Below are 21,889 nucleotides of genomic sequence, written 5' to 3'. Positions count from 1 at the left end.
CGTCCGCGAGACCGCCACATAAGATGGCTCCGTCGGGCGGTCAATCATCGCGCGGCTTCCAGAATCGTCAGGACGGCGCGATTCAGCGCGCCATTCCGGCGTGCAAGATCGTCGATGACGTCGAAATGGTTTCGGCCCGGGACGGAGAGGATGGCGGGTCGAAGGTCGCTCCAGGCGGCCCTCATCGCGGCGGACTGGTCGTGGAAGGCCGCCGTCTCGTCGCCCCCGATCGCGAAAACGGCGCCTCCTCGCGACAGCCAGGGGCGGGTGTCCAGGCTGAGCTGGGCCGCGCTCTCGGCATTCAGACCGATCGCCTCGTTCATGCTGGTCGGGATGAGGGGCGCGAGCGAGAACACGCCCGAGATCGGGACGATGCCTGCGATCGGTTCCGGCGGGAGTCCAAGTTCGGCCCAGTCCGTCGCGAGATGGACCGCGGCCAGGTATCCCCCCGCCGAATGTCCCGTGACCACGATGCGTTCGCGCTCGGGCGGGAGCAGCACCTCCCGATGAAGGTGCGCGAAGGCTCGCCGGGTTGCCTCGACGATGCGAGACAACGGGACGTCCGGGCAGAGCGGGTAATTGAGGATGACGACGGAGAGGCCCTGGCCGAGGAAGGCGTCCGCCACCCAGGACATGTCGTCCTTCGAGAAGGCCCGCCAATACCCGCCGTGGATGAACAGCACGGTTCCACGCGGCTCGCTCGCCCGGAACAGGTCCAGCACCTCGCGCGGGTGGTCGCCGTAGCGGAGATCCGCGATCGGTGGATGACGTGCCCGCGTCCTGGCGGACCGGGCAGGCCATTGGCCGAAGATGTCGGCTGCGTCTGGCACGGCGAGGCGGGGGTTGTAGGCGCGTTCCGCCTTCACAGCGCTCGTCGGAAATCTCGGTCCGGTCATCACATTACCGTTCGCGGGCCATGGGATCGCGCCGCACGGGGCAGCGGATCTTAAGCGTTGCCATTGCGGGACGAAGCTGTGCCCGCAAAGGCACACAGGAACGCCAGTCCAGCTGTTAGGTGAAGTGATCATCCTTCGCGCAAATCGAAACTGATTCTATGACAACACGACGCGCCATTCTCGCTGCCATGGTCGGGGCTCCCGTTGCCGCATGTCAGAACATGCGCTCGGCCGAACTCAACCCGGCAAACCCGAGCGATGCCGATTTTGCGCGCTGGTATATCGGCTCGGTGCGGGACGAGCCCTACGACATGCCGCTCGTCGACCGGTCGCTGATGGATCCGGATCTCGCGCCCAGGATCGTGGCCTATTCGGGCGGACAGCGCGCCGGCAACGTCGTCGTCGATATCGACGAGCGCCGCCTCTACCTCGTCCAGGGCGACGGGACTGCGAAACGCTACGGCGTCGGCGTCGGCAAGCAAGGCTTTTCCTGGCGCGGCACGGCCTTTATCGGCCGCAAGGCGAAGTGGCCGAACTGGTCGCCCACATCCGTGATGGTGAGGATCAATCCGAAGCTGGTCCGATATGCCGCCGGCGGGCTCGAAAATCCGTTGGGTGCCCGCGCCATGTACCTGCACCAGGGCAGCCGCGACACCCTCTTCCGCATCCACGGCACGAACGAGCCGTGGTCCATCGGCAAGCAGGTCTCGTCCGGCTGTATCCGGCTGCTGAACGAGGATGTCGTCGATCTCTACGAGCGGGTTCCCGCGGGTGCGACGGTGTATGTGCGCCGGAGCGGACGCACGAGCGCCTGAGGAGGCGTCGTCGCCGCGCCTGCGCCGGGCGGAGTTTCCGACGAGTGTCTTGCTGTGTGCGTCGCTCCGACATCTCCGGCGGCGGTGCACAGGTAATCGTCGTTGCGGCAGGTGCGCGGCAAACGGAGATATGGCCGGCAGCGACTAAGGTGAGCGTCGGGCGAATGTTGCTGCCGGTCAGGGCGCACTGTCCCGCCTATGCCGACCATTGCCTGCCGAGAGGGTCGAGGGCGATCGAGACGTCCGCCAGCCTCGCATTTCATGAGGACGCGCCACCGATATCGTCTTGAAGGAGCAAGGCTCCTGCCTATATCGGGTTCAGCGCGGTGGCGTCGCGTTCTCGCAACCGTGAGAACGACGCGCGCTTCCAATCTTGAACAATGCCATGGGCCGTGCCGCCTTCCAGGGGCTCGGCGGTCTGCTTGAAGGATGAGGGATCCCGACCATGGGTAAAGTTATTGGTATCGACCTCGGCACCACCAATTCGTGCGTCGCGGTCATGGAAGGCTCGACTCCGAAGGTGATCGAGAATCAGGAGGGGGCCCGCACCACTCCGTCCATCGTTGCTTTCACGGACGACGGCGAGCGGCTCGTCGGCCAGCCGGCCAAGCGCCAGGCGGTCACCAATCCCGAGCGCACCTTCTTCGCCATCAAGCGCCTGATCGGCCGGCCGATCGACGATCCGATGACGCAGAAGGACAAGGGTCTCGTCCCCTACAAGATCGTGAAGGGCGCGAATAACGATGCCTGGGTCGAAGCCGACGGGAAGAGCTATTCCCCGTCGCAGATCTCGGCGTTCACGCTGCAGAAGATGAAGGAGACGGCCGAGGCCTATCTCGGCACCGGCGTGACCCAGGCGGTCATCACTGTCCCGGCCTATTTCAACGACGCCCAGCGCCAGGCTACCAAGGATGCCGGCAAGATCGCTGGGCTCGAGGTGCTGCGCATCATCAACGAACCGACGGCGGCAGCGCTCGCCTACGGGCTCGACAAGAAGAATACCGGCACGATCGCGGTCTACGACCTCGGCGGCGGCACGTTCGACGTCTCGATCCTCGAGATCGGCGACGGCGTGTTCGAGGTGAAGTCGACCAACGGCGACACCTTCCTGGGTGGTGAGGATTTCGACAACCGCGTCGTCGAATACCTGGCCTCCGAATTCAAGCGCGAGCAGGGCATTGACCTGAAGAAGGATAAGCTCGCTCTCCAGCGCCTGAAGGAGGCGGCTGAGAAGGCGAAAATCGAATTGTCCTCGGCGGCCCAGACCGAGATCAACCTGCCCTACATCACGGCGGATGCGAGCGGCCCGAAGCATCTGGCGCTGAAGCTGTCGCGCGCCAAGTTCGAGTCGCTCGTCGACGACTTGATCCAGAAGACGATCGAGCCCTGCCGGAAGGCGATCAAGGATGCGGGCTTGTCGGCGGCCGAGATCGACGAGGTCGTTCTCGTCGGCGGTATGACCCGCATGCCGAAGGTGCAAGAGGTCGTGAAGGCCTTCTTCGGCAAGGAGCCCCACAAGGGCGTGAATCCGGACGAGGTCGTGGCGATCGGCGCCGCTATCCAGGCCGGCGTGCTTCAGGGCGACGTCAAGGACGTCCTGCTGCTCGACGTGACCCCGCTGTCGCTGGGCATCGAGACGCTGGGCGGGGTCTTCACGCGCCTCATCGATCGCAACACGACGATCCCGACCAAGAAATCCCAGGTCTTCTCGACCGCCGAGGACAACCAGAACGCGGTCACGATCCGGGTCTTCCAGGGCGAGCGCGAGATGGCCGCCGACAACAAGATGCTCGGCCAGTTCGACCTGATGGGTATCCCGCCGTCGCCGCGCGGCATGCCGCAGATCGAGGTGACCTTCGACATCGACGCGAACGGCATCGTCAACGTCCAGGCCAAGGATAAGGCGACCGGCAAGGAGCAGGCGATCCGCATCCAGGCTTCGGGCGGTCTGAGCGACGCCGACATCCAGCGCATGGTCAAGGAGGCCGAGGCGAACGCGGCCGACGACAAGAAGCGGCGCGAGTTGGTCGAGGCCCGCAACCAGGGCGAGGCGCTCATCCACGCGACGGAGAAGTCGGTCGCCGAGCATGGCGCCAAGGTCTCCGAGACGGACAAGTCGGCCATCACCTCGGCGATCGAGGCGCTCCGGACGGCGCTTCCGGGCGAGGATGCCGAGGCCGTGAAGAGCCGCACGAACGACCTCATGCAGGCCTCGATGAAGCTTGGTGAGGCGATGTACGCAGCCTCCCAGGCAGAACCCGAGACCGGGGCTGCCGCTAACGAGCCCGGCCAGCCCGGCGCGAAGAAGGACGACGTCGTCGATGCCGACTTCCAGGAGGTCGACGACAAGAAGAAGCGGGCGTAACGGCTTTCGGAACCACTGCGTCGTCGTCCCCGGGCTCGTCCCGGGGATGTTGCGTTCGGGGCCGGCCATTCGAGTCTGCATGGCCGGGACGAACTGGCCACGATGACGATGATTGCGAGGCCGCCGGCGTATGTTGGAACGCAACGACCACAATAGACTCATGGCGGAGAAGCGCGCGCGTCGGTTGCTTTGGGCTCGTGGTCTGGCCGCGCTTCTGAGTTCATTTTTTTGGGCTGCTCCTTCTGCGGTGAACGGGCAGGAGGCCGCCGTCATCTTGCAAGGCGTCGAGCAGGATCGGCGGCGGTTGGCCGAGCGTGCGACGGGAACATGCGACGACGGCCGGGCCATCAAGGAACTCAGCGTATTGCTTGACAGGTTCTTCGAGCTGCGTTGTGCCCCTGGAGGCCAGCTGCTCGTAGCGAAAGCCTCACATTACGTGAGTATCTGCTTCAGGGAGTGTGGTGGGAGCGTGGTATTCTCGTCGGCTGCCGATCGTCCCTTCAAAACGCCCGGCGTCGGTGAGACGCAGCTGGTTTTCGAGAAAGTGCTGTCATCACCGATCAGTTTAGCCGAACGCAATTCATTGAAGATCGCAGGAAGTTCAGAGCCGTTCGTCATGGCACTCGAGAGGATCTTGAGGAAATCGCTTGCGGACGCGCCCTTTCAAACCATCGAGATTTCGATGTCGAATGGCACCACCGCGAAGTGGGTATGGTTCGAGCTGCCGTCCCAGGCCGATTCGATCGTTGCATATCCTCTGGAGAAGTCAGGCGACCTCGTTCCGATAGGCCTGCAAGTCATGCCAATGAGGGACCTTGAGGCGGCGGCTCGCGCAAACCCGCTGAGAGGTGGGTGATGTCGAAGCGCGACTATTACGAGGTGCTCGGCGTCGCCAAGACAGCCACCGACGTCGAGCTCAAGGCCACCTTCCGCAAGCTCGCCATGAAATGGCATCCGGACAAGAATCCCGGAGATGCTAGCGCGGAGGTCCAGTTCAAGGAGATCAACGAGGCCTACCAGGTTCTGTCCGACCCGCAGAAGCGCGGCGCCTATGACCGGTTCGGCCATGCCGCGTTCCAGAACGGCGGCGGTCCTGGCAGCCCCGGATTCGGCAACGAGTTCGGCGACTTCATGTCGGACATCTTCGACACCTTCTTCGGCGATGCGCGCCAGGGTGGCGGGCGCGGGCCGCGAGGTCCGGGCGGCCGCGAGCGCGGCGCCGACATGCGCTACAATCTCGAGATCAGCCTCGAGGAGGCGTATCGCGGCAAGACGGCTTCGATCACGATCCCGACCTCGGTCACCTGCGAGGTCTGTTCGGGGACCGGCGCCAAGGCGGGCTCGAAGCCGAGGACCTGCCCGACCTGCGGAGGCGCCGGCCGGGTTCGGGCGGCCCAGGGCTTCTTCTCGATCGAGCGTGCCTGCCCGAATTGCCACGGGCGAGGCGAGGTCATCGACGATCCCTGCTCGAATTGCGGGGGAGCGGGCCGGGTCACGCGCGAGCGGACCTTGTCGGTCAACGTTCCGGCCGGCGTCGAGGACGGCACGCGAATCCGGATCGCCGGAGAAGGCGAGGCTGGGCTTCGCGGTGGACCGGCCGGCGATCTCTACATCTTCCTGAACCTCAAGGCGCATCCCTTCTTCCAGCGCGACGGCGCCGACCTTTACTGCCAGGTGCCGATCTCGCTCGTCTCGGCCGCACTCGGCGGGGAATTCACGGTGCCGACGCTCGACGGCACCGATGCCCGTGTAAAGGTCCCGGAAGGTACGCAATCGGGCAAGCAGTTCCGGCTTCGCCAGAAGGGGATGTCGGTGCTACGGTCCCGGGATCTTGGCGACCTCTACATCCAGGTTGCTGTGGAGACGCCGCAGAACCTCACCCGGCGGCAGCGCGAGCTTCTGGCCGAGTTCGAAAAAGAATCGTCCGGCGACACGCATCCGGAAAGCAGTGGGTTTTTTGCGCGAGTCCGCGATTTCTTCGACGGGATCAGTGGATCAAGTCGAGCCTGAGGCGTTTATGGTTGCGGCCCGGCTTGGATTGCCGGGTTGGCGGGGGGCAGGGCTTGCTAGAGTTTTCCGAGAGGTCGCGCTCCCGCGAGCGTATCCGCGGCCGTGGCCGTTTCGAGGCCGAGACACGGTTCTTGCGGTCCTGGTTCGAGCGTCCGCTCGTCACGGGTGCGATTGCCCCCTCGGGGCGGCTTCTGGCGCATACAATGGCATCCTATGTCGACCCGCGCCACCCAGGTCCCGTGGTGGAGCTCGGGCCCGGAACAGGGCCGGTTACCGAGGCGCTGCTGCGCCAGGGAATCGAGCAGGAGCGGCTCGTCCTCGTCGAGTACAATCCGGAATTCTGCCAGTTGCTGAAGCGACGCTTTCCGCGCGCCACCATCGTCCAGGGCGATGCCTATGACGCGGGCGAAGTGCTGGCCGATGTGGTCAGGGAGCCCTGCGCCGGCGTCCTGTCTAGCCTGCCGTTGCTGACGAAGCCGCTCGAGCAGCGTCTGTCTCTTCTCGCCGCCGCGCATTCGATGCTGGCGCCATACGCCCCCTTCGTTCAGTTCACTTACGGTGTGAAGCCGCCGATCCCGGCCCGCTCCAGCACCTATACGGCGACCTCGTCCGAGCGGATCTGGCTGAACTTTCCTCCGGCCCGCGTCTGGGTCTATCGGCAGGGCTAGCGAAGTCGGCCGGGGCTAGGCTGGCCGCTAGGAGGGAGTAGCCGAGATGTCCCGGGGTTATTGGATTGCGCGGGTCGATGTCCACGACCCCGAGAGCTACAAGGACTATACCGCCTCGAACGGGATCGCCTTCGCCAAGTATGGCGGGCGTTTCGTGGTGCGGGGCGGCGCCTTCGAGAACCCCGCCGGTTCGAGCCGCGCCCGGAATGTCGTCATCGAGTTTCCGTCCTATCAGGCCGCGCTCGATTGCTGGACCTCGAACGAGTATCAGGCCGCGAAGGCCAAGCAGCGCGGCGGCGCCGAGATGGACGTCATCATCATCGAGGGCTATTCCGGCCCGCAGCCGGAACAGGCTTAGCTGCTCTCAGGCTTCGAGGGACACATGCCTGGGATGCGGCTCGTCATCGTCGGAGCTGCCGGCCGGATGGGCCGCACGCTCGTGCGCACGGTCGTTGAACACCCGGAGACGCGTCTCGCAGCGGCGCTAGAGCGGCCAGGGTCGCCTGTTCTTGGCGAGGATTCAGGAAGGCTCGCCGGTCTCGGTCCCCTCGGCATCCCGGTCGGGGACGATATCGCCGAGGCACTGTCGGAGGCTGACGGCATCCTCGACTTCACCTCTCCGGCCGCAACCCTCGGCTTCGCGCGCCTCGCTGCGGAGCGGGGGCTCGTGCATGTGATCGGCACGACCGGGCTCGACCAAGCTCACCTCGCATCCCTTCGGGAGTTCGGAGCCCGGGCCCGGATCGTCCAGTCGGGAAACATGTCCATGGGGGTCGTTCTGCTGGCCGGTCTGGTCCGCCGAGCCGCCCGGGCGCTGGGTTCCGGTTGGGATATCGAGATCCTCGAAATGCATCACCGGATGAAGGTCGATGCCCCCTCCGGAACGGCGCTTCTCCTCGGCGAAGCGGCGGCTGCCGGCCGGGGCATTTCGCTATCCGACCACGCCGTCCTCTCGCGCGAAGGGAATACGGGGGCCCGCGAGGACGGCGCGATCGGCTTCGCGGCGCTCCGGGGCGGCACGGTCGTCGGGGAACACAGCGTCATCTTTGCGGGAAACGGCGAGCGCATCGAACTCGCGCACCGCGCGGAGGATCGCAGCATTTTCGCGCGCGGTGCCGTTCAGGCCGCAATCTGGGCGGCGGACCGGCCCGCCGGATTCTACGACATGGAAGACGTGCTCGGGCTGAAAGGCAGCTGAGCGGCGCCATGCAGCGGCTGGAGCTCGGACCGGGCCTCATCCATATTCCCGGTTACTTCGATCCTGCCGAGCAGACCGGCCTCAGGGTCGAGCTCGACGCCGTGATGCGCGAGGCGCCACCGTTTCAACCTCGGATGCCCCGCACGGGCGCGCCTTTCTCCATCCGGATGACGAATTGCGGCGAACTCGGCTGGGTCTCGGACGAACGCGGCTACCGGTACCAGCCGGAACATCCCGAAACCGGCCGGCCATGGCCAGAGATGCCCGACCTGCTGCGCCGCGCCTGGCGCGACCTCTCCGGCTACAGGCAGCCGGCCGAGGCCTGTCTCGTCAACCTCTACGGCGAGGGCGCCCGGATGGGTCTGCACCAGGACCGGGACGAGGCCGATTTCGACGCACCCGTCGTGTCGCTTTCACTCGGCGACACGGCGGTGTTCCGGGTCGGAGGGACGCGGCGCGGCGGCCCGACCCGTTCGCTCCGGCTCGCCTCCGGCGACGCCTTCGTCTTCGGCGGCGAGGCCCGCCTTGTTTTCCATGGCATCGATCGGGTGTTGACCGGCAGCTCGACGGTCCTGCCCGGCGGCGGGCGCATCAACTGCACGCTCCGGCGCGTCACGGCTCCGGCCTCAGGCGCCGGGTGGCGTCACGCTTCCGCCGCCTTTCTCGCGCCTCCATGAGGTCACACCAGCCCCCGAGAGACGATGCTCCGTAGATCCCTTGTTATTTTGACCATTCTGGCCGGCGGTCCGGCTCTTGCCGCCGACCCCGTCTTCCCGCCCGGATCGCGGATCGGGCTCGTGCCGCCAGCCGAGATGGTGCCGTCGCGCGGACTGACCGGTTTCAGGAATCCGCGCAGTGGGGCCGCGATCCTGGCGGTCGAGATGCCGGCGGAGGCCTATGCGAACCTGGCCGCCGGCTTCACGGACGAGGCGCTGAAGGCGCAGGGTTTCGCGATCGCGCGTCGTGACACGCCGGAGATCGGCAACGGCAAGGCAATCCTGATCACCGGGGAGCAGACCGATAACGGCCGCTCCGTGCCGAAGAGCGTTCTGCTGGCGGCCCAGCCTAATATGACCGCGCTCGTCATCGGGCAGTTGCCCCAGGGAGCCCCGGCTTCGGACGTGGCCGCGATCGAGGCGGCTCTCAAGACGGTCGCCTTCCGGGCCCCGCTCGGGATCGAGGAGCAACTGGCTGCGCTGCCCTTCAAGATCGGCGACACCTCGGGCTTCCGTGTCGTCCGGGCCATGGCCGGGAACGCCGTCCTGTTGACCGACGGGCCGAACGATACGATCCGGGAGGCCTCGCAGCCGGTCCTGATCGTCGCGCAGTCCTTCGGACCTGCGCCCGGCCCGGAGCAGCGCGAGGCCTTCGCTCGTTCGGCGCTCGTGTCGAACAACTTCGTCAAGGACGCCGTGCTGGAACGGTCGCAATCGTTCAAGCAGGGCGGCTCGGACTGGCACGAGATCGTCGCGAGGGCCAAAGAGCCCGGCTCCGAGGTGCCGGTCATCGTGATGCAGACGATCCGCTTCGAGCCGGACGGCTACATGCGGACGGTCGGCGTCGTGAAGGCAGACCAGCGGGACGCGGTGCTGCCGCGATTTCGCAGGGTCGTGGACAGCCTCGCCGCCCAGTAGCGGCGAGGCCTGATCGGCTCACCCCTCGCTGTCGGCCTTGCCTTGGGCGTCAGAGCTCGGCGCGGGCCGCTGCCCGCCTTTGGCAACGCCGACGAGCGCCGGGCGAAGCACGCGGTCGCCGATCGCGTATCCGGTCTGTATAACTTGGACGACGGTCCCGTTCGGAACCGTCTCGTTCGCGACCTCGAACATGGCCTGGTGCATGTTCGGATCGAAGCGCGAGCCCTCCGGCTCCAGCCGCTTCACGCCATGCCGCGACAAGGTCGTGAGCAGGTCGCGCTCCGTCAGCTCGATTCCCTCGACGAAGGGCTTCACGGCGTCGTCCACGGCCGGGTCGCCCCGCGGAACGCTTTCGAGCGCCCGCCGGATGTTGTCGGCCACCGTCAGCATGTCGCGCGCGAAACCCGTGACGGCATAGGTGCGGGCGTCGACGGCCTCGCGCTCGGCGCGACGGCGAACATTCTCCATATCGGCCAGAGCTCGCATCAGCCGATCCTTCAGGTCGAGCTTCTCGGCCTCGAGCGCTGCGATCGGGTCCGCAACCGGCTCAACGCCCGCTGCCTCGGGATCCGCGCCGTTTCCGGCCGCCATGGCCTCGCCCGTCGCGCCGTTGCCCGGCGTGTCCTGGTTCATCGTCCTACCCGTTGTGATGCGAAGGTGGTGGCCGTGATATCAGCCTCCGGGCGTGCGGAATCAAGCTGATAGCCCGCTCCGCGAGAGGCCCGTCAGCTCTTTCCGTTCTTTCCGTCGAGGACCGCCGTCAGGCAGCGCCGGATCGCCGCTTGGCGCGAGGGATGCGACACCTTCGTGCCGACGAGGTCGGTTACGTAGAACACATCCGCCGCCTTCTCGCCGAAGGTCGCGACATGCGCCGAGGCGATATTGAGGTTGAGGCGGCCAAGCGCCGTCGTCAGGTCGTAGAGGAGCCCCGGCCGGTCCAGGCCGGTCACCTCGATGACGGTCTGGCGGGACGACAGGTCGTTGTCGATCAACACCTCCGAAGGGACCTCGAACGCCTTCGGAAGCTGGCGTGACGGCCTCCGGTCGGCGACGAGATCGGCGATGCGGATCTCGCTCCTGAGGGCGCGCTCGATCGCGCTCGCGACGCGCTCGGCCCTCCGCACCTCGTCCTCGTCGCGGTCGAAGGCCCGCGAAAGGGAGATCGTATCGAGCGCGAGCCCATCGGCCGAGGTGAAGATCTGAGCATCCACGATGTTTCCGCCGGCGGCCGCGCAGGCGCCGGTGATGATGGCGAGAAGTCGGGGATGATCCGGGGAGACGACGGTCAGCTCGGTCACGGCCCGGAATTCGTCGGTCTCGACCTTCGTCGCGACCGTCTTTCCGGAGTGCTCCATCTCGCGGACGAAGCCGGCATGAGCGAGCTGCCGCTCGTGGACCGTCTTCATCCAATAGGCCGGGTAGAAGCGGGCCGCGTAGGCTCCGAACTCGTCATCGGTCCAGCCGGGCAGGGCTTCCCTGAGGCGCTGCTGCACGACGGCGACGCGGTCGGGCCGGAGACGTTCGGAATTGCCGCCCGTCAGCCAGAGCTCGGTCTCGTGATAGAGCGTGCGCAGGAGTTCGCCCTTCCAGCCGGTCCAGACGCCCGGACCCACGGCCTTGATGTCCGCGATGGTGAGCACGAGCAGCAGCTTCAGCCGCTCGATCGTTTGGACGACCTTCGCAAAGTCCTCGATCGTCTTCGGATCGGACAGGTCGCGGCCCTGGGCGGTCGTCGACATCAGGAGGTGGTACCTGACGAGCCAGGCGGCGGTGTCGGTCTCGGCCGCGTCGAGGCCGAGACGCGGGCCGAGCTTGCGGGCGATCGACGCGCCCTGGATCGAGTGGTCGTCCAATCGACCCTTGGCGATGTCGTGGAGGAACATCGCCACATAGAGGGCCCGCCTGTGCCGGATCCCGTGCACGATCCGGTTCGCCAGCGGATGCTCGCTCTCGACCCGCTGCGCGTCGATCTCCGCCAGGACCCCGATCGCCCGGATCAGGTGCTCGTCCACCGTGTAATGGTGGTACATGTTGAACTGCATCATGGAGACGACACGCCCGAAGTCCGGGATGAATCGCCCCAGGATCCCGGTCTCGTTCATCCGTCGCAAAACTACCTCCGGCGCGTTGCGGGAGGTCAGGATGTCCATGAAGAGGCGGTTCGCCTCCGGGTCGGTGCGCAAGGCCGGGCCGATGCGGCCGAGCGATCGCGAGGCGAGGCGGCTCGCATCCGGGTGGACGGGAAGGTTGTGGCGGTCCGCGAGCCAGAAGAGGCGGATGAAGTTCACCGCGTCGCGTTCGAAGACATCGTCGCGCCGCACGGTGATGCGGTCGTTGTCGATCTGGAAGTCGGGCGAATCGATCTTGCCGCGGCGGCGAAACGATCCGAGCACCCGGTCGAGCATCGGCCGATGCTTGGCGTGGCGGCTCTCGAGGCCCGCGCAGACGACGGCGGTGAGGTCGCCGACCTGCTTCGCCACCGAAAAATAGGTCTTCATGAACCGCTCGACGCCGGAGAGGCCGCTTCGTGCCTCGAAGCCGAGCCGCTGCGACACGAGCCTCTGGGTGTCGAAGGTCAGCCGCTCCTCGGCCCGGCCGGTCGCGAAATGCAGGTGGCAGCGAACTCGCCAGAGGAATTCCTCGCACCGGACGAAGAGCTGTGCCTCTTCCGAGGAGAACAGGCCCGCCTTGACGAGGTCCTCCGGAATCTCGGCGCGATAGACATATCTCGCGATCCAGAACAGCGTGTTGAGGTCGCGGAGGCCGCCCTTGCCGTCCTTAACGTTAGGCTCGACCAGGTAGCGCGACGCACCGGCGCGGCTCACGCGCACGTCCCGCTCCTTCAGCTTGGCATCTACGAAGAGGGCCGCGGACCCTCTCACGACATCCTTGTCGAACCGCCTGCGAAGCTCGTCGAAACGCTCCACGTCGCCGACGACAAAGCGCGATTCGAGGAGCGCCGTCCGGATCGTCATGTCGGCGCGGGCCTCGCGCACGCATTCGTCGATCGTCCGGGTGGCGTGGCCGATCTTCAGCTTCAAGTCCCAGAACACGTAGAGGATCGCCTCGACGGCCGCCTCGCTCTTCGGGCAGCGCGCCTTCGGGAGAAGGAAGAGGAGGTCGACATCCGACCCGGGGGCCATCGTGCCCCGGCCGTAGCCTCCCGTCGCCACGATGGTGAGCCGCTCGGCAGGCGCCGCTCCGTCCGCGGTGTCGGAATTTCGGAGGACGGCTTCGTGGGCCGCCTGGACGAGCCCGTCCATCGTGGCGGAGAGGGCTCTCGCGCAGGCGAGGCCGTCGCGGCTGCGGGTCAGGGCCTTCTCGGCCTGCGCCCGGCCTTCGTCCCAGCGGCGCAAAAGCTCCGGAACGAGACGGGCCCGAAGCGACGTGGGATCTGATTCCCGGGCCAGAGTGGCGGCTGACGACATGAGGCTCGGCTGGATGCTGAGCCGCCCCTCTACCACGCAGGGGAGAGCGTGCCCATCGGACCGCGCCGAAGCCGAGATGCCCGCTCTCGGCTCCGCTCTCCGCGCTCCCCTCTCGACCCGTCGTCGAAACCCGGCCAGAAGGCAGCGAGCGACGAGCCATTGCCGCCGTCGAACCAGGAAGATCCGATATGGATGCGAGCGCCCTCCGCACGATGCAGGCCCCGTTCAAGGACCGGTACCGGTCGGAGCCGGAATCCGCGATCGTCACCCTGAAGGCGGAAGGCACGCTCGAGGAGGGCTCCATCGCCTGCAAGGTGGAGACCGGCCGCGCTCTCGCTGTCGCTGGCCTTCATCCGGCGACGGGCGGCTCGGGCCTGGAGCTCTGCTCGGGCGACATGCTGCTCGAGGCACTCGTCGCCTGTGCCGGGGTGACCCTGAAGGCCGTCGCGACTGCGCTCGGGATCACGCTCAGGGAAGGGCGCGTCCGGGCCGAGGGCGACCTCGATTTCCGCGGCACGCTGGGCGTCGACAAGGCCGCGCCGGTCGGCTTCCGGTCGATCCGCCTTGCCTTCGACCTCGACACGGATGCGGCCCAGACCGAGATCGATCAGCTTCTCAAGCTGACGGAACGGTATTGCGTGGTGTTCCAGACGCTGAACACCCGTCCGGACCTCTCTGTCGCAGTGGCCCGCGTCTGAAAGTGTCGGAGGCTCGCTTGCAATCGCCGGCCGCCGTTTCCAGGTAAGCGGCTCGCGGCGATGTCGGGCTTTTGGCTCGGGCGTGACCGGATCACGTGTGCGGAGCTTGGCGGGTGCAGGCCGTAGAGGACGACATCAGCAGTCCGGCATCTACGTCAGGGCCGCGTCGCGCGCTCTTGCTGCTGAACCCAAAGGCCCGGAGCGGCAGCCAGCCGATCGACGCGGCGCTCGGTATTCTGATCCGCGGCGGCCTCGCGGTCGAGGAACTCTCCTGCCGCAGCCCCGAGGAGATGTCCTCGGCGATCCGAAGTCGGGCGTCCGATCTCCAATGCGTCATCGCGGGCGGCGGCGATGGCACTCTCAACGGGATCGCAGCCGCCTTGGCGGAGACCCGGCTGCCTCTCGGCATTCTCCCCCTCGGAACGGCGAACGATCTCGCCCGGACGCTCGGAATCGGCCCGGCCCTGCCCGCCGCGGCCCAAGTCATCGTCGACGGAGCCATACGGGATATCGATCTCGGCGAGGTCAACGGCCACCTGTTCTTCAATGTCGCTTCGATCGGCTTCTCGGCGGAACTCGCGAGCGAGCTGACCGCCGAAGCGAAGCGGCGCTGGGGTACCCTCGGATATGCCCTCGCTGGCGCCAAGCTTCTCGCCCGCACCCGACCCTTCACCGCCTTCATCGAACATGACGGCCGCACGGAGAAGGTGAAGACCGTGCAGATTTCGGTCGGCAACGGCCGCCATTACGGCGGCGGCATGACCGTCGACGAAACCGCCGAGCCGGACGACGGCAAGCTGCATCTCTACTCGCTCGAAGTCGGGCATTGGTCGCGCCTCGTGACCCTCGTGCCTGCGCTGCGACGCGGAACGCACGGAGCCGCCACGGACGTGCGGGCCTTCACGACGCCCGCCGTCACCATCCGGACCAGGCGCTCGCGATCGGTCAACACCGACGGCGAGCTCACCACAGCCACCCCCGCCGTCTTTCGGGTCATTCCGAAAGCCGTGCGGATATTCGCACCACCTCATCCCCGGAACCCAACGACCTGACCATGGACAGCATCATCACCCTCATGGGCCAGCCCGGAGCCTGGGCTGCGCTGGCTACGCTGATCGTGATGGAGGTCGTGCTCGGCATCGACAACCTGATCTTCCTGTCGATCCTCACGAACAAGCTTCCGGAAGCGCAGCGGAAGTCGGCCCGGATGGTCGGATTGACGCTCGCGCTCGTCATGCGGCTCGCGCTCTTGGCGACCATCTCCTACATCGTCGCCCTGACCGCACCGGTCTTCACGGTTCTCGGTAACGGGTTCTCCTGGCGCGACTTGATCCTGATCGCCGGCGGCCTGTTTCTTGTCTGGAAGGCCACCCGTGAGATCCACGAGGCGGTGGACCCTGCCGAAGTCCATGAGAAGGACAGGGTCGTATCGACCTACGCGTCCGCGATCGTCCAGATCATCATCCTCGACCTCGTCTTCTCCGTCGATTCGATCATCACCGCAGTCGGCATGACGGACCATCTGCCGATCATGGTCGTCGCCGTCGTCGTGGCCGTCATCGTGATGGCCGTCGCCGCGGGGCCGCTCGCGACCTTCATCAAGGCCAATCCGACGATCGTCATGCTGGCCCTCGGCTTCCTCTTGATGATCGGGATGACCCTCATCGCGGACGGCTTCGGCTATCACGTGCCGAAGGGCTACATCTACGCGGCCATGACCTTCTCGGCGCTGGTCGAGGGTCTCAACATGCTCTCGCGGCGGGCAAAGTCCAAGGAGCGGAAACGCCTTGCCGGCGACTCAGAGGTCGAGGCGCAGGCCGTTGGCGGGGTCGAACAGGTGCGTTGAGCCGGGGTCGACCGTGAGGCCCAGCATCCCGGCTTCGGGCGCGATGCCGGTCGGAACCTGAACCGCGAGGGCCGCCTCGCCGACGCGGCCGTGGATCAGCTGCGTCGCACCGAGTTCTTCCACGAATTCGACTTCCATCAGGATCTGCTCCGATCCGGGAGCAGCCACTCGCAGATTTTCCGGCCTGATCCCAACCTCCACGGCGCTGCCGGGACATGTCGCGCCGCGCGCCACGTCCCAGGGGAGGGTGCGGCCGCCGATCACGAGTTCTCCGGGCTGTCCGAGGCGTCCGGGCACGAAATTCATCGCAGGCGAACCGAGAAATCCGGCGACGAAACGCGTGCGGGGCCGCCGGTAGAGTTCGATCGGCGTGCCGATCTGCTCCACATGGCCGGCATTCATCACGACGAGAAGGTCGGAGAGGGTCATCGCCTCGATCTGGTCGTGCGTGACATAGATCGAGGTGACGCCAAGCGCGCGCTGCAGCCGCTTGATCTCGACCCGCATCTGGACGCGGAGTTTGGCGTCGAGATTGGAGAGCGGCTCGTCGAACAGGAAGACTTGGGGCTTGCGGACGATGGCGCGCCCCATCGCGACCCGCTGACGCTGGCCGCCCGACAGCGCCCGCGGCCTGCGATCGAGATACGGCTCGATGGCGAGGATTCGGGCTGCCTCGCGAACGCGGGCCTCGATCTCGGCCTTCGGCGTGCCCCGGTTGCGGAGGCCATAGGCCATGTTGTCGTAAACGCTCATATGCGGGTAGAGCGCGTAATTCTGGAAGACCATCGCGATGTCGCGTTCGGCCGGCTCGATGTCGTTCACGACGCGGTCGCCGATCCGGACCGTCCCGTCCGAGATCGTCTCGAGGCCCGCGACCATCCGGAGCAGGGTGGACTTCCCGCATCCGGACGGGCCCACCAGCACGCAGAATTGCCCGTCGGCCACGTCGAAAGACACGCCGCGCACGGCCTCGACGCCGCCCTGATACACTTTGCGGACGCCCGATAGGGTCACGGCTGCCATCGGCTCACTTTTCCGTTTCGACGAGGCCGCGCACGAACAGCTTCTGCATGACGACGACGACGGCAACCGGCGGCAGCATGGCGAGGACGGCCGTCGCCATCACGATCTGCCACTCCGTCAGCGCGTCGGAGGTGACGATCATCTTCTTGATGCCGATGACGATCGTCTGCATGTCGTCGCGCGTCGTGATGAGGAGTGGCCAGAGATACTGGTTCCAGCCGTAGATGAAGAGGATCACGAACAGGGCCGCCATGTTGGTGCGGGCCAGCGGAATGAGCGTGTCCTTGAAGAAGCGGAGGGGACCCGCCCCGTCGATCTTCGAGGCCTCCACAAGCTCGTCCGGCACCGTCATGAAGAACTGCCGGAACAGCAGCGTGGCCGTGGCCGAGGCGACGAGCGGCAGCGTCAGCCCCGCCATCGTGTCGAGCAGGCCGAGATCGGCCACGATCTTGTAGGTCGGATAGATACGGACCTCGACGGGCAGCATGAGCGTGACGAAGATGATCCAGAAGGCGGCCTTGCGGAACGGAAACCGGAAATAGGTGACCGCAAAGGCCGACAGGATCGAGATCGCGATCTTTCCGAGCGCGATGATCATCGCCATCGTCAGGCTGTTCAGGAGCATGCCGCCAACCGGCTGGCGCGTGGTCCCGCTCGCCCCGACGAAGATGGCCCGGCGATAGCTGTCGAGACCCTGCTCTCCGGGAAGGAGCGGCATCTGCCCGTTCGCGATGACGGCGGTTTCGTGGGTGGACCCAATGATCGCGAGATAAACCGGGAAGGCGACGATCGCGACTCCCGTCAGGAGGACGATGTGGGGGATCACGTCCCAGAACAGGCTTCGACGCTCGACCATCAATAGGTGACCTTGCGCTCGATGAAGCGGAACTGGACCGCGGTCAGTCCGATCACGATCGCCATGAGGATGACCGATTGCGCGGCCGAGCCGCCGAGGTCGCCGCCGAGCCGGCCGTCGGAATAAACTTTGTAGACGAGCGTCTCGGTCGCCTTGGCCGGGCCTCCGCCGGTCATGGCGTCGATCGTCCCGAACGTATCGAAGAAGGCGTAGACGATGTTCACGACGACGAGGAAGAAGGTCGTCGGCGACAGAAGCGGCAGGGTGATCGTCCAGAAGCGACGCCAGGCGCGCGCGCCGTCGATCGCAGCCGCCTCGATGATGCTGCGCGGAATGGCTTGTAGACCGGCCAGGAAGAACAGGAAGTTGTAGGAGATCTGCTTCCAGGCGGAGGCCAGGACCACCATCGTCATGGCATGCTGGCCGTTCAGCCGCGGATTCCAGTCGACGCCGAGCGCCCGGATGCCCCGAGCCACCATGCCGAGCGAGGGGTCAAGCATGAAGACCCAGAGCACGCCCGCGACGGCCGGGGCTACCGCGTAGGGCCAGATCAGGAAGGTGCGATACCCGGCTGCCCCGCGGATCTCGCGATCCGCCATGACGGCAAGAAGCAGCGCGAAGGTGAGCGCCAGCAGCGTCACCGAGACCGAGAACACGGCCGTGGTCCCGAGCGAGCGGTAATAGGACGGGTCCGACAGCAGTCTCGCGTAGTTCTCGAACCAGACGAATTCACGCGAGAGGCCGAAAGCGTCCTCGACCAGAAACGAGCCGTAGAGCGCCTGCACCGCCGGCCAGTAGAAGAAGACCAGCGTGATCGCGAGCTGAGGCGCCAGCAGCCCGTAGGGCAGCACGCGATTGCCGAAGACGGCCCGTTTCTCCACGGCTAGGCGCCGCCGGCCCGGATTTCGCCGATCGCGACGACCCGGGGCCCTAGTGCATCGTGACGGAAAATCAGCGTGATCGCTTCTGTACGTGTCGGGTCAGCGGGATGCCCGCCTCTCGCGAGGCGGGCAGGAGGGCGGTGCGAGGGCTAGCGGCTTACCGACCGCTCGAACTGACGCAACATCTGGTTGCCGCGCGTCACGGCCGCATCGAGCGCCTCCTTCGCGCTCTTCTGGCCGGCCAGTGCGCCTTCGATCTCCTCGGCCCAGACATCGCGCAGCTGCACCATGTTGCCGAAGCGGAGACCGCGAGAATTCTCGGTCGGCTCCTTGTTGGTCAGCTCGAGGAGGGGGACCTCGATCGCGGGCGCCTGCTTGTAGAAGCCCGATTCCTTCGTCTTGTCGTAAGCCGCCCGGGTGATCGGGAGGTAGCCCGACTGCTGATGGATGCGCGCTTGCCGGTCGGTGTCCGACAGGAAGGCGAAGAGCTTCGCGACGCCCTTATACTCGGCCGGGCTCTTGCCCCCCATGACCCAGAGCGAGGCGCCGCCGATGATCGAATTCTGCGGCGCACCCTGCACATCGGGATAGTAGGGCATCGGCGCGGCCGCAAAGTCGAACTTCGCGTTGGCCTTGATATTCGCGTAGAAGGCCGAGGACGTCAGCATGATCGGACATTCGCCCGAGGTGAAACGGCCCTCGCCGGAATTGGTCCGGCCGGAATAATCGTAGGTCTTGTCCTTCTGGAGGTCTACGAGGTTCTGGATGTGCCGGACATGCATCGGCGTATTGAACTTCAGCTCCGTGTCGAACCCGTCCAGGCCGTTGGCCTTGGTCGCGAGGGGCACGTTGTGCCAAGCCGAGAGCTGCTCGAGATTGACCCAGGTGACCCAGGCATTGGAGAAGCCGCACGTCGCGTGGCCCGAGGCCTTCAGCTTCTTCGCCGCGTCGAACAGGTCGGGCCACGTCTTCGGCGGCTGATCAGGGTTGAGGCCGGCCTTCTTGAAGGCGTCCTTGTTGTACCACATCACCGTCGACGACGAATTGAACGGCATCGACAGCATCTCGCCTTTGGCCGTCGAGTAATAGCCGGTGATCGCCGGCAGGTAGGTCTTGGGATCGAAAGGCTCTCCGGCATCCGCCATGAGCTGGTAGACGGGCTTCACCGCGCCGCGGGCCGACATCATCGTCGCCGTGCCGACCTCGAAGACCTGGAGCACGTGGGGCGCGCTGCCGGCCCGGAAGGCTGCGATCCCGGCATTCAGCGTATCGGCATAGCCACCCTTGTAGCTCGGGGCGACGCGGTAATCCTTCTGCGAGGCGTTGAACTCGTCGGCGAGCTTCACGATCACGTCGTTATTCGCTCCCGTCATGGCGTGCCACCATTGAAGCTCGGTCTGCGCCATCGCCGGCGTGGCCAGCGCGAGCGCGGCCGCCAGGCACGCGGCCTTGCGAGTCAGGCCTGTCATGCGAACTCTCCCTCTCGAACCGGAACCCTTGCCGGGTTCGTCTCATTGCGTCCCGCGGCACGATGGCTGGATGACAATCAGATGACAAGCGGGTGACAGTCACCCATCGACGACAAGGCTCAAATGACATTCTGCTCGAGAAGCGGCTTGCCAGCCGCAAGCCGTTCATAGCCGAGCGAGAACAGGTCGAGCGTGGTGTATCGGCCGTGGATGATGCGCTCGGCGAGGCCGCGTCCGACCGCCGGCGATTGCTGCAGGCCGTGGCCCGAAAAGCCGTTGCAGAGATACAAATTCTCCACATCGGCCGCCGGGCCGAGGACCGCGTTGTGATCGAACAGGTTCATGTCGTAGGGCCCGGCCCAGGCCCGGCCCGGCCTGATAGTCTGGAAGGCCGGTACGCGCGCAGCCAGGGCCGGCCATACCACCTCCTCGAAGAGGGACCAGTCGACGGCCTGGGTGTCCGGATCCTCGTCGCGCCAGTCCGGGTCGCTCTCCGGCGGAGGTGACCAACCGGCAATGTAGGTCTGGCCGTCGGGGCCGGGCCGCCCCTCCGGCCGCATCCACACGCCCGACATGTCGATCAGGAGCGGCGCTGCCTGGAGGGGCGTGCGGCACGTGAAAGCGAAGACGGAACGGCGCTTGGCCTGAACCGGAAGGGGAATGCCGGCCATCGCGGCGATCCTCGGCCCGTTCGTGCCCGCGCAATTCACCAAGGCTCCGCCGCCGCAGGCGACAAAACCGCCCTCGCGAAGATGAACACCGACCACGCAGCCGCCGGTTACCTCGAGGCCAACCACCTCGTCCTGGCGATATTCGGCGCCGAGATGCCGTGCTTTCCGCCGAAAGGCCTGGAGCAATGCCCAGCCGTCGAACCATCCCTCGCCGCTCGCTCCCCAGCTTCCGAGCGTGACCCCGTCGAGGGCGAGCCACGGAAAGCGCTCGCCCAAGGCCGATCGGTCGAGGAGCCTGATATCGGCGCCCTCGCGACGCTGCGCGACGTGGTTCTCCCGCAGGGCTTCCGCATGAGCTTCTCCGGCCAGATACAGATACCCGGCTTCGCTCAGACCGATCGCGGGTGCCTCTCCGTCGACCGCGAGATGGCGGCCGATGTCGCGGAGGAAGCCGATGCCGTAGAGCGACATGCGGATATTCACGGGCTGCGAATATTGCTGCCGGATCGAGGCGGCCGACAGCGCCGACGCCGCGAGCCGGTAGGTCGCATCCTTCTCGACGACCAGGACGCGGCCGCTGAAATCCGGATCCGACAGCAGATGAAAGGCGACGGACGAACCCGTCGCGCCCCCGCCCACGATGACGACGTCGTAGCTCGTCATGGACGAGCGGGAGGGGCGAGGGCAGTCCGGCCGGCCACATGCTTGTGCACGTGGACCATCAGGGCGATGCCGAAGATCGGCGTCAACAGATTGAAGACCGGGATCAGCATCAGGCCGGCCAGCACCGACCCGGCCGCCATGATCAAGAGGCGGTTCTCCCGCCGGAGCCGCGCCGCATCGCGCACCGGCCGAAAACGGGCCGCTGCCATCTCGAAATACTCGCGGCCGAGCAGGTAGGCGTTCGCGACGAAGAAGGCGCCGATGTTGACGACCGGGATGAAGAACAGCGCCAGCGCGGCGAGGTTCACGACCAGGGCTAGAAGGGCGAAGCGGAGCCCGTAGCCGATCGAGCTTCCGGTCGACATCGCCTGTCCGGGCGGGTCGCCGGGGAAGTCCGTCGCCTCGACGATCACGGCCGCGTCGTCGAGGAAAAAGCCGCCGACCAGGGCCGAGATCGCGGGCAGGAGGTAGAGCAGCGCGACGATCAGGCCGGCTCCGGCCATGAAATATACGAAGCCGTCGACGACCGGGTAGTCGAGGCTGAGCGGGTGCTTCTCCAGCAGGTAGCCGAAGCCCTTGGTGAGGATCGCCCACACGGCGAGGATCAGGATGAGGGTCATCCCGACCGACCGCAACGCGATGCGTCGAAGCCCCGGGGAGAGCACCTGGCGCAGGGCGGCGAAAGCGGACCGAATGATCATCCGGCCTTCCTTTACGGCGAAATCGCCGCCATGGAAGCGCGGCGTCTTGCCCGGACTTGGACGCGCG

General features: G+C 66.3%; 21 protein-coding genes. 12 read left to right on the top strand and 9 right to left on the bottom strand.

The window, feature by feature from the left end; translation table 11 throughout:
* Positions 1 to 44: 44 nt before the first annotated feature.
* Positions 45 to 896, bottom strand: coding sequence for an alpha/beta hydrolase (locus ACFE87_RS17945; RefSeq protein WP_375461022.1), 852 nt, complete (start codon positions 894 to 896; stop codon positions 45 to 47).
* A 158-nt stretch (positions 897 to 1,054) separates the two neighbouring features.
* Between ACFE87_RS17945 and ACFE87_RS17940 the strand changes: the two genes are divergently transcribed.
* The 9 genes from ACFE87_RS17940 (at position 1,055) to ACFE87_RS17900 (ending at position 9,586) form a co-directional block, all read left to right on the top strand.
* Positions 1,055 to 1,711: a L,D-transpeptidase gene (locus tag ACFE87_RS17940; RefSeq protein WP_375461021.1), complete on the top strand. Its 657-nt coding sequence runs from the start codon at positions 1,055 to 1,057 to the stop codon at positions 1,709 to 1,711.
* 445 nt (positions 1,712 to 2,156) lie between these two features.
* On the top strand, positions 2,157 to 4,076 hold the full coding sequence (dnaK, locus tag ACFE87_RS17935; RefSeq protein ID WP_375461020.1) for a molecular chaperone DnaK: 1,920 nt from the start codon (positions 2,157 to 2,159) through the stop codon (positions 4,074 to 4,076).
* 160 nt (positions 4,077 to 4,236) lie between these two features.
* Positions 4,237 to 4,932 carry a hypothetical protein gene (locus ACFE87_RS17930; RefSeq protein WP_375461019.1) on the top strand — a complete coding sequence of 232 codons (696 nt, stop codon included), beginning with the start codon at positions 4,237 to 4,239 and terminating at the stop codon, positions 4,930 to 4,932.
* Positions 4,932 to 6,086, top strand: a complete 1,155-nt coding sequence (dnaJ, locus tag ACFE87_RS17925; RefSeq protein ID WP_375461018.1) for a molecular chaperone DnaJ — start codon at positions 4,932 to 4,934, stop codon at positions 6,084 to 6,086. The genes ACFE87_RS17930 and dnaJ overlap by 1 nt, the downstream gene beginning before the upstream one ends.
* 53 nt (positions 6,087 to 6,139) lie before the next feature.
* Entirely contained in the window at positions 6,140 to 6,754 is a 615-nt protein-coding gene (locus ACFE87_RS17920; RefSeq protein WP_375461017.1) for a class I SAM-dependent methyltransferase, read from the top strand.
* A 46-nt stretch (positions 6,755 to 6,800) separates the two neighbouring features.
* Positions 6,801 to 7,112, top strand: a complete 312-nt coding sequence (locus ACFE87_RS17915) for a DUF1330 domain-containing protein (RefSeq protein ID WP_375461016.1) — start codon at positions 6,801 to 6,803, stop codon at positions 7,110 to 7,112.
* Between the two features lie 33 nt (positions 7,113 to 7,145).
* Entirely contained in the window at positions 7,146 to 7,952 is an 807-nt protein-coding gene (gene dapB, locus ACFE87_RS17910; RefSeq protein ID WP_375461030.1) for a 4-hydroxy-tetrahydrodipicolinate reductase, read from the top strand.
* An 8-nt stretch (positions 7,953 to 7,960) separates the two neighbouring features.
* Positions 7,961 to 8,629: an alpha-ketoglutarate-dependent dioxygenase AlkB gene (locus ACFE87_RS17905; RefSeq protein ID WP_375461015.1), complete on the top strand. Its 669-nt coding sequence runs from the start codon at positions 7,961 to 7,963 to the stop codon at positions 8,627 to 8,629.
* A 24-nt stretch (positions 8,630 to 8,653) separates the two neighbouring features.
* On the top strand, positions 8,654 to 9,586 hold the full coding sequence (locus ACFE87_RS17900; RefSeq protein WP_375461014.1) for a hypothetical protein: 933 nt from the start codon (positions 8,654 to 8,656) through the stop codon (positions 9,584 to 9,586).
* A gap of 18 nt (positions 9,587 to 9,604) precedes the next feature.
* Here ACFE87_RS17900 and grpE read toward each other — a convergent pair whose 3' ends face one another.
* The gene (gene grpE, locus ACFE87_RS17895) at positions 9,605 to 10,219 is read right to left on the bottom strand and encodes a nucleotide exchange factor GrpE (protein WP_375461013.1); all 615 of its coding nucleotides are present in this window, start codon (positions 10,217 to 10,219) and stop codon (positions 9,605 to 9,607) included.
* A 92-nt stretch (positions 10,220 to 10,311) separates the two neighbouring features.
* Positions 10,312 to 13,014, bottom strand: a complete 2,703-nt coding sequence (locus ACFE87_RS17890; RefSeq protein ID WP_375461012.1) for a [protein-PII] uridylyltransferase — start codon at positions 13,012 to 13,014, stop codon at positions 10,312 to 10,314.
* Between the two features lie 188 nt (positions 13,015 to 13,202).
* Here ACFE87_RS17890 and ACFE87_RS17885 point away from each other — a divergent pair, with 188 nt between their 5' ends.
* The 3 genes from ACFE87_RS17885 (at position 13,203) to ACFE87_RS17875 (ending at position 15,558) form a co-directional block, all read left to right on the top strand.
* On the top strand, positions 13,203 to 13,712 hold the full coding sequence (locus ACFE87_RS17885) for an OsmC family protein (RefSeq protein ID WP_375461011.1): 510 nt from the start codon (positions 13,203 to 13,205) through the stop codon (positions 13,710 to 13,712).
* Positions 13,713 to 13,825: 113 nt separating this feature from the next.
* On the top strand, positions 13,826 to 14,764 hold the full coding sequence (locus ACFE87_RS17880) for a lipid kinase (RefSeq protein ID WP_375461010.1): 939 nt from the start codon (positions 13,826 to 13,828) through the stop codon (positions 14,762 to 14,764).
* Between the two features lie 2 nt (positions 14,765 to 14,766).
* On the top strand, positions 14,767 to 15,558 hold the full coding sequence (locus ACFE87_RS17875; RefSeq protein ID WP_375461009.1) for a TerC family protein: 792 nt from the start codon (positions 14,767 to 14,769) through the stop codon (positions 15,556 to 15,558).
* On the opposite strand, the gene ACFE87_RS17870 is transcribed toward ACFE87_RS17875, so the two are convergent.
* From ACFE87_RS17870 to ACFE87_RS17845, 6 genes are all read right to left on the bottom strand, one after another.
* Positions 15,511 to 16,581 (bottom strand): sn-glycerol-3-phosphate import ATP-binding protein UgpC, encoded by a 1,071-nt coding sequence (locus ACFE87_RS17870; protein ID WP_375461008.1) that lies wholly within the window; start codon positions 16,579 to 16,581, stop codon positions 15,511 to 15,513. The genes ACFE87_RS17875 and ACFE87_RS17870 overlap by 48 nt on opposite strands.
* 4 nt (positions 16,582 to 16,585) lie before the next feature.
* Complete coding sequence (gene ugpE / locus ACFE87_RS17865; protein ID WP_375461007.1) at positions 16,586 to 17,437, bottom strand: sn-glycerol-3-phosphate ABC transporter permease UgpE; 852 nt, start codon at positions 17,435 to 17,437, stop codon at positions 16,586 to 16,588.
* Complete coding sequence (gene ugpA / locus ACFE87_RS17860) at positions 17,437 to 18,318, bottom strand: sn-glycerol-3-phosphate ABC transporter permease UgpA (protein ID WP_375461006.1); 882 nt, start codon at positions 18,316 to 18,318, stop codon at positions 17,437 to 17,439. The genes ugpE and ugpA overlap by 1 nt, the downstream gene beginning before the upstream one ends.
* Before the next feature lie 149 nt (positions 18,319 to 18,467).
* A complete protein-coding gene (ugpB, locus tag ACFE87_RS17855; RefSeq protein WP_375461005.1) occupies positions 18,468 to 19,787 on the bottom strand; it encodes a sn-glycerol-3-phosphate ABC transporter substrate-binding protein UgpB in 1,320 nt (439 codons plus the stop codon).
* Between the two features lie 119 nt (positions 19,788 to 19,906).
* The gene (locus ACFE87_RS17850) at positions 19,907 to 21,121 is read right to left on the bottom strand and encodes an NAD(P)/FAD-dependent oxidoreductase (RefSeq protein ID WP_375461004.1); all 1,215 of its coding nucleotides are present in this window, start codon (positions 21,119 to 21,121) and stop codon (positions 19,907 to 19,909) included.
* Positions 21,118 to 21,822 (bottom strand): sulfate transporter family protein, encoded by a 705-nt coding sequence (locus ACFE87_RS17845; RefSeq protein ID WP_375461003.1) that lies wholly within the window; start codon positions 21,820 to 21,822, stop codon positions 21,118 to 21,120. The genes ACFE87_RS17850 and ACFE87_RS17845 overlap by 4 nt, the downstream gene beginning before the upstream one ends.
* Between the last annotated feature and the right edge of the window lie 67 nt (positions 21,823 to 21,889).

It is taken from the genome of uncultured Enterovirga sp., assembly GCF_964242715.1.
In the GTDB taxonomy this organism is placed as follows: Bacteria; Pseudomonadota; Alphaproteobacteria; order Rhizobiales; family Beijerinckiaceae; genus Enterovirga.
The sequence above is the reverse complement of the archived record's forward strand: the minus strand, read 5'-3'. Positions and strand labels throughout refer to the sequence as shown.

Excerpts from the sequence above, each read along its gene's own strand:
- ACFE87_RS17945 (WP_375461022.1), bottom strand. The coding sequence starts at position 896 with ATGACCGGACCGAGATTTCCGACGAGCGCTGTGAAGGCGGAACGCGCC.
- ACFE87_RS17940 (WP_375461021.1), top strand. The coding sequence starts at position 1,055 with ATGACAACACGACGCGCCATTCTCGCTGCCATGGTCGGGGCTCCCGTT.
- dnaK (WP_375461020.1), top strand. The coding sequence starts at position 2,157 with ATGGGTAAAGTTATTGGTATCGACCTCGGCACCACCAATTCGTGCGTC.
- ACFE87_RS17930 (WP_375461019.1), top strand. The coding sequence starts at position 4,237 with ATGGCGGAGAAGCGCGCGCGTCGGTTGCTTTGGGCTCGTGGTCTGGCC.
- dnaJ (WP_375461018.1), top strand. The coding sequence starts at position 4,932 with ATGTCGAAGCGCGACTATTACGAGGTGCTCGGCGTCGCCAAGACAGCC.
- ACFE87_RS17915 (WP_375461016.1), top strand. The coding sequence starts at position 6,801 with ATGTCCCGGGGTTATTGGATTGCGCGGGTCGATGTCCACGACCCCGAG.
- dapB (WP_375461030.1), top strand. The coding sequence starts at position 7,146 with ATGCGGCTCGTCATCGTCGGAGCTGCCGGCCGGATGGGCCGCACGCTC.
- ACFE87_RS17905 (WP_375461015.1), top strand. The coding sequence starts at position 7,961 with ATGCAGCGGCTGGAGCTCGGACCGGGCCTCATCCATATTCCCGGTTAC.
- ACFE87_RS17900 (WP_375461014.1), top strand. The coding sequence starts at position 8,654 with ATGCTCCGTAGATCCCTTGTTATTTTGACCATTCTGGCCGGCGGTCCG.
- grpE (WP_375461013.1), bottom strand. The coding sequence starts at position 10,219 with ATGAACCAGGACACGCCGGGCAACGGCGCGACGGGCGAGGCCATGGCG.
- ACFE87_RS17890 (WP_375461012.1), bottom strand. The coding sequence starts at position 13,014 with ATGTCGTCAGCCGCCACTCTGGCCCGGGAATCAGATCCCACGTCGCTT.
- ACFE87_RS17885 (WP_375461011.1), top strand. The coding sequence starts at position 13,203 with ATGGATGCGAGCGCCCTCCGCACGATGCAGGCCCCGTTCAAGGACCGG.
- ACFE87_RS17875 (WP_375461009.1), top strand. The coding sequence starts at position 14,767 with ATGGACAGCATCATCACCCTCATGGGCCAGCCCGGAGCCTGGGCTGCG.
- ACFE87_RS17870 (WP_375461008.1), bottom strand. The coding sequence starts at position 16,581 with ATGGCAGCCGTGACCCTATCGGGCGTCCGCAAAGTGTATCAGGGCGGC.
- ugpE (WP_375461007.1), bottom strand. The coding sequence starts at position 17,437 with ATGGTCGAGCGTCGAAGCCTGTTCTGGGACGTGATCCCCCACATCGTC.
- ugpB (WP_375461005.1), bottom strand. The coding sequence starts at position 19,787 with ATGACAGGCCTGACTCGCAAGGCCGCGTGCCTGGCGGCCGCGCTCGCG.
- ACFE87_RS17850 (WP_375461004.1), bottom strand. The coding sequence starts at position 21,121 with ATGACGAGCTACGACGTCGTCATCGTGGGCGGGGGCGCGACGGGTTCG.
- ACFE87_RS17845 (WP_375461003.1), bottom strand. The coding sequence starts at position 21,822 with ATGATCATTCGGTCCGCTTTCGCCGCCCTGCGCCAGGTGCTCTCCCCG.